Raw genomic sequence first — 12056 nt, forward strand, 5'->3', positions numbered from 1 at the left:
AGCATGGAAAACAGCAAGCCGGAAATCTCCGTCATCAAGATGTATGCAGCACGTGAGGAGATTTATCCGCGCGAGATCAAAGGACGCTACGCCAGCATACGCTGGCTGTGCGTGTGGCTGACGCAACTGGCCTTCTACGGTTTGCCGTGGTTGAGCTGGAATGGTCGGCAGGCCTTGCTGTTTGATCTGGCGGCGCGCAAGTTCTACATCTTTGGCATCGTCTTGTGGCCGCAGGATTTCATTTACCTGGCAGCCTTGCTCATCATCAGCGCCTATTTACTCTTCCTTGCTACCGCGATAGCAGGTCGGGTATGGTGCGGCTTTTCCTGCCCACAGACGGTCTACACAGAAATTTTCCTGTGGATAGAACGCGTGATAGAAGGCAAGCGCAGTGCACGCATGCGTCTGGACAAGCAGCCGGCCTCGGTCGCCAAGTATGCAAAAAAAGCAGCCAAACATCTGGCCTGGGGTAGTGTGGCGTTGTGGACAGGCTTTACCTTCGTCGGTTACTTCACCCCGATACGCGAACTGGCGCTGCAGGTAGCTGCGATGACACTGGGTCCATGGCAAACCTTCTGGGTGCTGTTCTACTCATTTGCCACCTATGGCAACGCCGGCTGGCTGCGCGAGCAGGTATGCAAATACATGTGTCCGTATGCGCGTTTCCAGAGTTCGATGTTCGACAAGGATTCGCTCATCATCAGCTACGACCGCAAGCGTGGTGAGCCGCGTGGCATGCCGAACAAACACAGCGACGCTAAAGGTATTCAATTCGGTTCCTGCATCGATTGCTCGATGTGCGTACAAGTGTGCCCGGTCGGCATCGACATCCGGGATGGTTTGCAATACGAATGCATAGGTTGCGCGGCCTGCGTCGACGCCTGTAATTCGGTGATGGACAAGACCGGAGCGCCACGCGGACTCATACGCTACACGACCGAAAACGCACTGGCCAACAATCTGTCCGTCAAGGAAATCAAACGGCGTACCTTGCGGCCGCGCGTGCTGATCTATGGCGCGATCCTGGGCATGGTAGTGATTGCCTTCTTCACGGCGCTGACCATGCGCACACCACTCAAGCTGGATGTCATACGTGATCGCGGCGCGCTGGGACGTGAGGTGGAGGACGGCATGATAGAAAACGTCTACCGCCTGCAAATCATGAACACTTCAGAGACAGCTCATTTATACAAAATCACCGTCGATGGTATCGATACCTTGACGCTGCTTACGTCGGATGAAGTCCAGCTGGATGGCACAGAAACACGCGCTGTACCGGTACGGGTGCGGGCAGAAGCAGGACAGGGCGCGCCAGGGTCGAACGATATTACTTTCAGCCTGCAGGCCGTGGATGATGAGAGCCTGCACGTCACCGAAAAAGCGGTATTTTTTGTGCCGCGCTGATATGCGTAACGAGGAGAAAGACATGAACACGACATCGCCGGTATTAAACCGCCTGCCCGAAGAAGCGCCGTGGTACAAGCATCGCTGGCCGTGGTTGCTGATGCTGGGACCGTTCACAGTCGTCATTGCAGGCATTTTTACGATATGGATAGCGGTCAAGCAGCAGGATGCACTGGTGGTCGATGACTACTACAAGCAAGGCAAGGCGATTAACCAGGACTTGCGTCGCGACCGGGTGGCCAGCAGTCTGGGCATGCATTTCAAGGTCTACTACGATAGCGATAAGCAGAAGCTGGCCGGCCAGGTTTCCAGCGATGCGCGCCAGGCAATAGGTGATATCCAGCTACGACTGATCCACGCGACCCTGCCTGAGAAGGATATTGTGCTCTACGCACAGACCGGTGAGGCCGGACGATTTGAAATCAGCCTGCCTTATCTGGAAGCGGGGCGCTGGCAGGTCCTGGTGGAGAACAAGCAACGTGAATGGCGCCTCGGCGGCGTCTGGCTGTGGCCGACACAAGACAGTCTGGCGCTGGATGCCGACCAGACACAGTAATGTGAGCCTGGTAAGTTAACAGACGTTTTCTCTCTCGTATCTCTCTTTATGCACCGCTCCATGCTGCGCGCAAAGGATCGATGCGTACATCAAGTGCGACACATTTGTAACGATGTCGTCACGTCAACAAACGTCAATCTTCGAACGATATTTCCATGAACGGACGCTGATCAAATCTTTTTGATCAGCCGTGCCGGACAATTCTCTTCATTGTCACAGGTTGCTGCACAGTACCAGGCACATCTCGATGCTTGTTGCTGCGGTATGTGATGTCGTCATGGAGAACACAGATGTCCGGATCACAAACGCTACATGTCGCGTCGAAGTGCGTGCACAGGAAATATCATTTCTTCGCTGCCATCGCCCTTTCATTGCTGTCCTTGCATGCGCATGCCGAATGGGAGGTGACGGATCAGGGTACCCTGGCCGAGGGAGCTACCGCGACCGCGGTATCAGCGGATGGCCGTACCATCATTGGCCAGCGAATCATGGCAGGCGATAGCAATCATGCATTCAAGTATGTGGATGGCGTCATGACTGACCTTGGCACGCTGGGTGGCAAGCACTCCAATGCCACTGCTGTATCTGCCGATGGCAAGGTAGTGCTGGGTGTCAGTGAACGGGCAGATGGCTCTTACCATGCATTCAGACATGTACATGGCCAGGGTATGGTCAGCCTGTGCACTCTGGGTGGGAATTTTTCAGCAGTGCGCGCCAGTTCCTCCGATGGTGAGGTGGCCGTTGGCGAAAGTCGTTTGCGCAACGGTGAGACCCATGCCTTCAAATATACCGATCAAGGCGGTATGCAGGATCTGGGTACGCTCCCCGGAGGGTCACGTTCATTTGCGTATGAGGTGTCGGCAGATGGCGTGGTCGTGATCGGCATGGCCGACATGGCGAATGGCGATATACATTCCTTCATGCATACCGATAGCAAAGGTATGGTGGATCTGGGCAAGGTATCGGAGCAGGGCGCCTTGTCTGCACCCTTGCTATTACTGAACTCAGTTCGGAAACATGATTCCTGATTTCGCTGTTGAGTCCTGCTCGGAATTTTCTTATGGATCTTTCATAAGAAGAAGCATGTTTTTAAGCGAAGTATGTTGTGCGTGACTGGGTGGCAAAAAATAATTTGTAAGCGCTTGTTAGCGTCCGTTATCTCTCCTTCCCGACGCCTCGGGAAGCGTGCCTTTTATCCGTGAAATAAGAGTTCCCTTGTTGGAATTGCCATGCATATGGTCGAACGTGTAAGTAGAGCCATGTCTAGCAAAGATATTTATTAAGGAGTACGTACGCATATTTTTACCCATTCAGGATTTGGAAAGATACATAGGCTCTTTGCGTAAGTATTCGGTACAAAGGGAGGTAGAAAGTATGTCGAAACTTCATGCTCAGGATGCCCGGACGATATCTCATGTCAGTAACACCAAACTCACCTTTACATTAATGGGTCTATTCATACTCACTTCATTTGAAGCGTATGCGGAAGTAGACGTACATGATCTGGACAGGGCTGCACACTGGAGTAGTTCTGCTGCAAAGTCAATTTCTGCGAATGGCGCGGTTACCGTTGGAGAAATCAGCACTACGGATGGCTTGCGTGCTTTCAGGTATGGAAATAGCGGTGTCATTGAGAATCTTAAGGTGTTGAAAGGCGGAACATTTTCATCCGCGCGCGCCGTTTCCGCGGATGGCATGGTGATTATCGGTGTTAGCGATACGGCCAGTGGCCATATCCGTGCGTTTCGTTACACCGATAGCGACGGCATGAAGGATTTGGGTGCATTGCTTGATGGCAGCACGTCATCTGCTATTGCGGTCTCTGCGAACGGACAAGTGGTGGTTGGTGCAGGCGATACGACTGGCGGTTATGTTCATGCTTTCAGATATACCGATCATGACGGCATGCAGGATCTGGGTGTATTGCCCGGTGGCGTGTTTTCAACTGCGTCAGGTGTTTCGGCTGACGGTTCAGTGGTAATTGGCAGTGCCGATGTGGCGAGTGGCAATGTTCATGCCTTCAAGTACACGGATGGCCATGTAATGGAGGATCTGGGTACTTTGAGCGGCGGAGCGAAAGCCAATGCAATTGCGGTATCGGCAGATGGTCGCGTGGTAGTGGGGAGAAGTGAGATTGCAGGTGGTGCGGTCCATGCCTTCAAGCATGCAGGAGCTGTGATGGCGGACATTGGAACCTTGTCCGGTGGCCTAAACTCATTTGCCACAGCTGTTTCAGAGGATGGTGTAGTGGTGGTGGGAGGCAGTGATTCCGCAGATGGTGAGCGCGCTTTCAAGCATACGGATGGCGGCGGTATGGTGAGTCTGGGTACGCTTGAAAACGGCGCTTCGGTTGCCGCGGCGGTTTCTGCCAATGGCGCAGTCATCATCGGGCAAAGTGATACGGCCACTGGTACACATGCATTCAGGTATACGGATAGCGGCGGGATGATCGATCTTGGCACGCTGGGAGGGAATACCTCGGTTGCCACTGGTATTTCCGCCGACGGTTCGGTCATCGCCGGGTATGCTGATGCTGCAAACGGCGATAGCCGTGCAGCGCTTTGGAAGAGCAATGTGATCGTGGATGTAAACAGTACTGTCATGGCACTGAATCAAACAGCGCAGCAGGCGCAGAAAGTTCTGGACATGCGCGGCGCACAACTGCAGATGTTGTTGCAACAGGATTGTCAGGTTGATGTTGGCTCCTACTGTATAGGAGCAGGTGCTTCCTACAACCGCAATCACGAAGCGCGTGTCAACACTGCGAATCTGGTTCTGGGTAAGCGGCTGACATCGCAATGGCGCATCGGTATGAATCTGAACCAGAACATGAGCAACAGCTTGCCTGCCAACTACCAGGCCGGTCATCACGTTCCGGGCCTGGGCGTATTCGCCCAGTTCAACGCAAGCAAACATGGTCTGGGTTGGAAGACGAGAGTGGCGGCTGCTTATCAGCAGTCCAGAGTGAACATTACACGTACAAGCATGGCGAATACAGAAACGGGTGTCGGACGTGCCGAGATCAGGGGCAAGGCTGCGAGTATCGAAGCAGGCTATCGCTATATCTGGCAGGATGGTCTGCAATTTGAACCATATGCAGGTCTCGCTTACAGCAATGTAAGTCGCGCGGCTTACACTGAGGTCGGCGAACTCGCTTTCGCCGCCAGCTATGCAGCGATGGGGCGTAGCGCGACTAGCGTGGATGGCGGACTACGGGTGGCGCGACAGGTAAATAATAAGTTAACGCTGACAGCCCTTATCGGTGTTACACGTGATATCTCGGTTGATCAGCGCAACTTCGCGGTTGCGATGGATTACATCGGAAATTACAGCCGGAATGCTGCGCCTGATAAACGTACACGTGCGCAGATAGGCGCGCAAGCGCGTTATCTGTTGACGCCGGACAGCACCATTCAGAGCGGCTTGTATTGGTCGCAACAGGCTTATGGCAATAACGCAGCTGGTGCACGATTCATGTATGTGCGGCAGTTCTGACCGCAGAACACAGGCGCAGCCAGCTTAAGCGCAGGTTTCGGTGCCTGCTGCCATCGCTTTCAACATCGTCAGATCGAGCAATTCGATTTCACGGTTGTTGACTTTCAGCAGCCCCTGCTTCTTGAACTTGGAGAGCAGGCGGCTGATGCTTTCTATAGTCAGGCCGAGATAGTTGCCGATGTCTTCACGCGACATGCGCAACTGGAAATTGGTTGAGGAATAGCCACGTGTTGTGTAACGCGATGCAAGGTTGACGAGGAAAGCCGCAAAGCGCTGTTCGGCGCGCATATTTCCCAGCAGGAGCATGACGCTTTGTTCGCGTGTGATTTCCTGGCTCATCATGCGATGGAAGTGGCGCAGCAAGGTCGGCATCGTGCTGAACAACTCTTCCAGACGCGGGAACGGGATTTCGCAGACTTCGCTGTCTTCGAGTGCGACTGCATTGCAATGATGACGGTCAGTACTGATCGCATCCATGCCGAGCAATTCGCCCGTCATCTGGAAACCGGTAATCTGTTGTTCGCCACCGGCATTGATCTGACAGGTTTTGAAATGCCCGACGCGCACCGCATACAGATTGGTAAAGGCATCGCCCATCCGGTACAGATAATCATCACGCGCCACCTTGCGACGGCGACCGATAATCTTGTCCAGCCTGTCCATATCGTTTTCACCCAGGCCCATCGGCAGACACAGCTGATGCATGCTGCAGGTGGAGCAACTGGCGCGTAACGCGTTGACGCTCAAAGCGGGATCTGTGCTGGTGGGGGAAGGCTGGCTCATATTCCTGGCTCGTATTCTTTACTCATGTAAACCGTGATGCGAGGGCAAGACGGTAATTTGTTTATCTGGTGCGAACGAATGTTACTTCATGCGATCTTGTCATCAATCAGCAGCAAGGGCAACTTGTCTTTGACCTGCGCCCATTTCTCGTGTTCGGGCATGGGGTCTTTTTGTTTGCTGATGCGTTTCCAGTCAGGATGCTGTGATAGCTCACGATTCAATGCAACGAAGTGCTGCTGTTCCGGCGCCACCTCGGTCGCGCCGATAATGGCATTGACCGGACATTCAGGTACGCACACCGAGCAATCTATGCATTCATCCGGATTGATGGCCAGGAAGTTCGGACCTTCAAAAAAACAGTCCATCGGACAAACGACGACACAATCAGTGTATTTACATTGAATACATGCTTCGGTAACGACAAACGGCATTTGCTGCTTTCATTTCTACGCTCAGATACGACATTGTAAACGGTCGAGGCAAATTTGCCCCTAAAGGGGGAAATTGATGATGTAGAAGCAGGTGAGTGATGCCGCTGTGGCAGTCTTAAATCGAGCGCTCTTGCGAGACCAGTTTGAGGCCGACGATGCCGGCGAGGATGAGACCAAAGCAGCACATGCGCAGCAAGCCCTTGTCTTCATCCAGCACCGTGATGCCGTAGATCGCCGTGCCGAGTGCGCCTATGCCTACCCACACTGCATAAGCGGTGCCGATAGGAATCGTGCGTGTGGCCAGCGACAGGAAGTACATGCTGAGGCCGATAAAGAATATACAGAACAGGCTGGGCCCGAGTCTGGTAAAGCCATCCGTTCTGGGCATGGCTGCGGCATAAAAAATTTCGCACAGACCCGCCAGTATTAAATACAACCATCCCATCAGGCAGCCTTTTTCAAATTGAATGCAGATAAAGTCAGTTTCATTCCTGTCCCCAGCGAGCGATTACGCGCACATAAACGAGTTCACTGATCAATTCCACCAGCGTCTGCGCCACGATGATGGCAGGTAGCACTGGTATCGCGCCGGGAACGGCCAATGCCAGCGGCAGAACCACCAGTGAATTGCGCGTGGCTGAACTGAAGGCGACCGCTCTGGACGAGGCGGAAGCCAGTTTTGCCTTGCGCGCGATCCACCAGCCGCAAATTGGTGCGAGTACGGCATAGGTTACATACAGCGGCAATACCTGGCGTACCGATGCAAGGGCTGTGCCTAGTTGTGGCAGTACCGCGATGATGACGATGATCAGTACCAGTGCGGTGGCCGGAACCGGAGTCAGGCCCAGATAGCTGCTGATGGCTTTGCCGGTGCGGCTGCGCTGGGCAAATAATTGGGTGATCCCGGCCAGAAACAGCGGCACGGCGATCAGCCAGACGAAGGCATGGACGAAAGGACCTGCTTCTATATAGTTGGCGACTTCCGCGCCCAGCATCAGGCTCAGGTAAAGCGGCAGCATCAGCATCTGGGCGATCAGCAGCATGGGTGTGGACGCGAGCAGCAGCCTGGCATCGGCGCGGCCGAGGTGGGCGAAGGTGACCACGTAATCGATACAAGGTGCCAGCAAGACCAGCATCACGCCCAGACGCAACATCGGATCGTCAAGGAAAACCCCAACCAGCGTGAACACCAGCAGCGGGATGACGATGAAATTTGAAATCAACAGCGCAGCCATGAAACGCAGCTGTTTGAGTGCCTGGCCCAGCTCGACCAATGGCACTTGCAGGAAGGTGACGTAGAGCATGAACGCCAGCGCCGGATTGATGGCAGCCTCGGCCGCAGTAGTGCCGGGGATCAGCATGGCAGCGATTGCCGCGATGACAACTGCCGCAAAGTAGATTGCGACTTGCCTTTCCTCCAGCTGCGACCTTATGTTTTCGACATTCATTCTTGCTATCCGTCTTTGAAGAAACGCAATTTTCAACGGGATAGGTGTTCTGTGCAATGCCGGATTTGTACGCAGGATGACGTGCGTGCTGCGCTGCCTGGCAGGAGCGCTCGTGTTAAAGTGTCGCCGCCAGAGCGCCGAGCGCTTCATATCAAGCATCATTTTTGGAATTCCCCCATGGAAATTAAGGTCAACTTTCTCGATAAGCTTCGTCTGGAAGCCAAATTCGATGATTTTACGGTGATCGCCGATCAACCCATACGCTACAAGGGCGACGGTTCCGCACCCGGCCCATTCGATTATTTCCTGGCTTCGTCTGCCTTGTGCGCGGCGTATTTCGTCAAGTTGTACTGCAATACGCGCAATATCCCGACCGAGAACATTCGTCTGTCGCAAAACAATATTGTTGATCCGGAAGATCGCTACAAACAAATCTTCAAGATCCAGGTTGAGCTCCCGGCAGACCTGCCGGATGTAGATCGCCGCGGCATCTTGCGCTCGATCGAGCGCTGCACGGTAAAGAAAGTAGTGCAGGCAGGCCCTGATTTCGTGATCGAGGAAGTAGACAACCTGGATGCCGATGCGCAGGCTCTGTTGACGCTGGCACCGGCTGCTGATGCGCACACTTATATCGCAGGCAAGGATTTGCCACTGGAACAAACCATTGCGAATATGTCCAGTCTGCTGGCCGGACTGGGCATCAAGATAGAAATCGCTTCCTGGCGCAACATCGTGCCGAATGTGTGGTCGCTGCATATCCGCGATGCGCATTCGCCGATGTGTTTCACCAATGGCAAAGGCGCGACCAAGGAAAGCGCGCTGGCTTCGGCGCTCGGCGAGTACATCGAACGCCTGAGCAACAACCATTTCTATGCCGGTACCTACTGGGGTGAAGCGCTCGGCTATGCGGAATTCGTTCATTATCCGAACGAGCGCTGGTTCAAACCGGGCCGTAAAGATGCGCTGCCCGCCGACATCCTCGATGAATACAGCCGGGCTATCTATGATCCGGATGGCGAATTGCGTGGCTCGCATCTGATCGATACCAATTCCGGCAACGTCGAGCGCGGCATCTGTTCGCTGCCGTTTGTGCGGCAATCGGATGGTGCAACCGTGTACTTCCCGTCCAACCTGGTGGAGAACCTGTACGCCAGCAATGGCATGAGTGCAGGGAATACGCTGGTGGAAGCGCAAGTGCAATGCTTGTCTGAAATCTTTGAGCGCGCCGTCAAACGCGAAATTCTCGAAGGCGAAATCGCCTTGCCGGACGTGCCGCAGGATGTACTGGCGAAATATCCGGGCATAGTGGCAGGGATCAAAGGCCTGGAAGAGCAGGGCTTTCCGGTATTGGTGAAAGATGCATCGCTGGGCGGTACTTATCCCGTCATGTGCGTGACGCTGATGAACCCACGCACCGGCGGTGTATTTGCCTCGTTCGGTGCGCATCCCAGCCTGGAAGTCGCACTGGAGCGCAGCCTGACGGAGCTGATGCAGGGCCGCAGCTTTGAAGGCCTAAACGACTTGCCGCGTCCTACCTTCGCCAGCAATGCCGTGACCGAGCCGTATAACTTCGTTGAACACTTCATTGATTCCAGCGGCGTGGTGTCATGGCGCTTCTTCAGTGCCAAGGCTGACTATGAATTCGTCGAATGGGATTTCTCAGGGCAGGGCGAGAACTCGAATGCGGAAGAAGCCGCGATGCTGTTTGGCATACTCGAGGGCATGGGCAAGGAAGTGTATACGGCTGTGTACGATCAGCTGGGCGCAACTGCCTGCCGCATACTGGTGCCGGGTTACTCCGAAGTCTACCCGGTAGAAGATTTGATCTGGGATAACACCAACAAATCGCTGCTGTTCCGCGCCGATATCCTTAACCTGCATACACTCGACAAGAAGAAGCTGGCAGCACTACTGGATCGCCTGGAAAACAATGAGCTGGATGAGTACTCTGACATTGCCACCCTGATCGGCGTTGAATTTGACGAGAACACAGACTGGGGCCAGCTGACCGTGCTCGAACTGAAGCTATTGATCAATCTGGCGCTGAAGAAGTTCGAAGACGCGCATGATCTGGTGGGCGCATTCCTGCAATACAACGACAACACGGTAGAGCGCGGCTTGTTCTACCAGGCGCTGAACGTGGTGCTGGAAGTCGTGCTGGATGACGATCTGGAGCTGGAAGACTACGAGGTCAACTTCCGTCGCATGTTTGGCAATGCACGCATGGATGCGGTGCTGGGCTCGGTCGATGGCAGCGTGCGTTTCTATGGATTAACGCCTACTAACATGCAACTGGACGGTCTGGACAGGCATCATCGTCTCATGGATAGCTACCGGAAATTGCATCAGGCACGTGCCAGGGCAGCGGCATCCAGCTAAACATCGCTATATATAGATGGCTACAAAGCACCCTGATCGGGTGCTTTTTTTATTGCCCGTCACTTGTTCAAACCTCATGTTTGATTACTGCATGTAATCGCTTGATAAGCAGAAGTTATCAAGCATCTCGCTATCTGAAATTTCTTCATTTTTGCGCATCAATTCCTTGCGTAGTGAAGGTCAACGCTATATCCTTCCGTGCATATCGAATCGTGCAGGCTCAAATGCATCTTTCGTTACCACCGAAAATTTTTGTTTAAAGAATGAACGACATGAAAGAACTTCGTATTCTCGCTGATGCTTGTTTCTCGGCACAGGTAGGTCAGGCACTGAAGCGTTTTAACGCAAGCCACCCGGAAATACAGGCAGTAGTCAGCATTGCTGGTGCAAAAGACTGCCTGCAACAACTGAAAACAGGCGATGTGTACGATCTGGCGATTCTGGCAGATAGCGGCGTGGCCGCTGCGATGATGCCGGACCATACAGACGGCTATTACGTCTTTGCCGGTAACAGCATGGTGCTGGCTTATGCACCAGGAAAGATACTAAATGCGAAGAACTGGCGTGAAAAGCTGAGCGATCCGAAAGTATCGATCTCCCACCTGGAACCAAATGCACACTCGGTTGGGTATGCCGCGCTGATGGCGTGCATGCTGGCTGACAGCGTGGCACCGGGCATGTCGTGCACCTTGTTGAACCACCCAGGCCGTAAAGTAGTGGCAGCCGATGCGGAAGTGACTGACTATGCATTCGCTTACCGTACGGAGTGCATCGCAAAAAAGATATCGTACGCATCCTTGCCAGACACGATGGACCTTTCTAATCCGGCATTCAATGCGCATTATTCGACTGCAAAGCATGACCTGACTGGCGATGGAAAAAACATCGTGCAGGCCTCCGCCATCTCGCATGCAGTAACGATTCCGCTGGCAGCCAAAGAACCAGAAGCGGCGCGTGATTTCATCGAGATCTTCCTGGAGCACAATTTCACCGCGCAAGGCTTCCAGCCACGCAGCGAAATCGTCGGCAAATCGCCGCGCAGAATACATGCGGCGCTGGAAGTCCGTAAGCCACCGCGCGTACAAAGCGCCAACTACGAAGACGAAGCAGATGTCCATCTGCTGCAAAGAGCGCGCTTGCTTCATCGTCAGCAGCCTGCCGCAGAAGCAGGTTAACATTCCGGCTTTCGGGCCAGCAGTTTCTTTGAAATGATTCTTCGTCGTGCGCGAGAAACAGACTTCGGCGCCATGCTGCCTATTTTTCAAAAGGTCCTGGCGCCGGGTGTGAGTGATGTCTTCGCTGCAGATATCCGTTACGACGATGCATGCACATACTGGTTTGCATCCGGAGTGAGGTCTTACGTTGCAGAAAACGACGGACACATCATCGGCATGTACAAATTGATCGCCAATCAGCGCGATCTCGGTTCGCACTTCGTGTAGGTTGTTGTTCACTGACCACAGCTGCAAACATTCCATCTCCCTCTATAGCGATGTTGCTGCCTTTGTTCCGGCAGAAGGAAAACGCTCGTCTGCTTAAAGATCATTTGCGACACCTTTG

General features: G+C 53.8%; 11 protein-coding genes. 7 read left to right on the top strand and 4 right to left on the bottom strand.

Annotated elements, in window-relative coordinates:
• Positions 1–3: 3 nt before the first annotated feature.
• The 4 genes from ccoG to DBR37_RS08700 all read left to right on the top strand — a co-directional run bounded on the left by ccoG (position 4) and on the right by DBR37_RS08700 (position 5455).
• On the top strand, positions 4–1404 hold the full coding sequence (gene ccoG, locus DBR37_RS08685) for a cytochrome c oxidase accessory protein CcoG (protein WP_124574213.1): 1401 nt from the start codon (positions 4–6) through the stop codon (positions 1402–1404).
• A 22-nt stretch (positions 1405–1426) separates the two neighbouring features.
• On the top strand, positions 1427–1960 hold the full coding sequence (locus DBR37_RS08690) for a FixH family protein (RefSeq protein ID WP_124574029.1): 534 nt from the start codon (positions 1427–1429) through the stop codon (positions 1958–1960).
• Positions 1961–2250: 290 nt separating this feature from the next.
• Positions 2251–2988 carry a hypothetical protein gene (locus tag DBR37_RS08695; protein WP_158610240.1) on the top strand — a complete coding sequence of 246 codons (738 nt, stop codon included), beginning with the start codon at positions 2251–2253 and terminating at the stop codon, positions 2986–2988.
• Between the two features lie 346 nt (positions 2989–3334).
• A complete protein-coding gene (locus DBR37_RS08700) occupies positions 3335–5455 on the top strand; it encodes an autotransporter domain-containing protein (protein ID WP_124574031.1) in 2121 nt (706 codons plus the stop codon).
• 24 nt (positions 5456–5479) lie between these two features.
• Here the strand turns inward: DBR37_RS08700 and fnr are convergent, their stop codons facing one another.
• The 4 genes from fnr to DBR37_RS08720 form a co-directional block, all read right to left on the bottom strand.
• Entirely contained in the window at positions 5480–6238 is a 759-nt protein-coding gene (fnr, locus tag DBR37_RS08705) for a fumarate/nitrate reduction transcriptional regulator Fnr (RefSeq protein WP_124574032.1), read from the bottom strand.
• A gap of 86 nt (positions 6239–6324) precedes the next feature.
• A complete protein-coding gene (gene fdxA, locus DBR37_RS08710) occupies positions 6325–6669 on the bottom strand; it encodes a ferredoxin FdxA (RefSeq protein ID WP_124574033.1) in 345 nt (114 codons plus the stop codon).
• Between the two features lie 115 nt (positions 6670–6784).
• The gene (locus tag DBR37_RS08715; RefSeq protein ID WP_124574034.1) at positions 6785–7114 is read right to left on the bottom strand and encodes a multidrug efflux SMR transporter; all 330 of its coding nucleotides are present in this window, start codon (positions 7112–7114) and stop codon (positions 6785–6787) included.
• Between the two features lie 40 nt (positions 7115–7154).
• The gene (locus DBR37_RS08720; protein WP_124574035.1) at positions 7155–8117 is read right to left on the bottom strand and encodes an arsenic resistance protein; all 963 of its coding nucleotides are present in this window, start codon (positions 8115–8117) and stop codon (positions 7155–7157) included.
• A gap of 177 nt (positions 8118–8294) precedes the next feature.
• On the opposite strand from DBR37_RS08720, the gene DBR37_RS08725 reads away from it, so the two are divergent.
• The 3 genes from DBR37_RS08725 (at position 8295) to DBR37_RS08735 (ending at position 11938) form a co-directional block, all read left to right on the top strand.
• Complete coding sequence (locus DBR37_RS08725) at positions 8295–10496, top strand: OsmC domain/YcaO domain-containing protein (protein WP_124574036.1); 2202 nt, start codon at positions 8295–8297, stop codon at positions 10494–10496.
• Positions 10497–10768: 272 nt separating this feature from the next.
• Positions 10769–11671, top strand: coding sequence for a substrate-binding domain-containing protein (locus DBR37_RS08730; RefSeq protein WP_158610241.1), 903 nt, complete (start codon positions 10769–10771; stop codon positions 11669–11671).
• A 33-nt stretch (positions 11672–11704) separates the two neighbouring features.
• A complete protein-coding gene (locus DBR37_RS08735; protein WP_124574038.1) occupies positions 11705–11938 on the top strand; it encodes a hypothetical protein in 234 nt (77 codons plus the stop codon).
• Positions 11939–12056 lie beyond the last annotated feature (118 nt).

It is taken from the genome of Herminiimonas sp. KBW02, from assembly GCF_003852535.1.
Taxonomy (GTDB): Bacteria; Pseudomonadota; Gammaproteobacteria; order Burkholderiales; family Burkholderiaceae_D; genus Oxalicibacterium.

Bases quoted from the DNA above. Each gene is read 5' to 3' on its own strand.
- DBR37_RS08725 (WP_124574036.1), top strand. From the start codon at position 8,295: ATGGAAATTAAGGTCAACTTTCTCGATAAGCTTCGTCTGGAAGCCAAA.
- fnr (WP_124574032.1), bottom strand. From the start codon at position 6,238: ATGAGCCAGCCTTCCCCCACCAGCACAGATCCCGCTTTGAGCGTCAAC.
- DBR37_RS08700 (WP_124574031.1), top strand. From the start codon at position 3,335: ATGTCGAAACTTCATGCTCAGGATGCCCGGACGATATCTCATGTCAGT.
- DBR37_RS08735 (WP_124574038.1), top strand. From the start codon at position 11,705: ATGATTCTTCGTCGTGCGCGAGAAACAGACTTCGGCGCCATGCTGCCT.
- DBR37_RS08720 (WP_124574035.1), bottom strand. From the start codon at position 8,117: ATGAATGTCGAAAACATAAGGTCGCAGCTGGAGGAAAGGCAAGTCGCA.
- fdxA (WP_124574033.1), bottom strand. From the start codon at position 6,669: ATGCCGTTTGTCGTTACCGAAGCATGTATTCAATGTAAATACACTGAT.
- DBR37_RS08730 (WP_158610241.1), top strand. From the start codon at position 10,769: ATGAAAGAACTTCGTATTCTCGCTGATGCTTGTTTCTCGGCACAGGTA.
- DBR37_RS08695 (WP_158610240.1), top strand. From the start codon at position 2,251: ATGTCCGGATCACAAACGCTACATGTCGCGTCGAAGTGCGTGCACAGG.
- ccoG (WP_124574213.1), top strand. From the start codon at position 4: ATGGAAAACAGCAAGCCGGAAATCTCCGTCATCAAGATGTATGCAGCA.
- DBR37_RS08690 (WP_124574029.1), top strand. From the start codon at position 1,427: ATGAACACGACATCGCCGGTATTAAACCGCCTGCCCGAAGAAGCGCCG.
- DBR37_RS08715 (WP_124574034.1), bottom strand. From the start codon at position 7,114: ATGGGATGGTTGTATTTAATACTGGCGGGTCTGTGCGAAATTTTTTAT.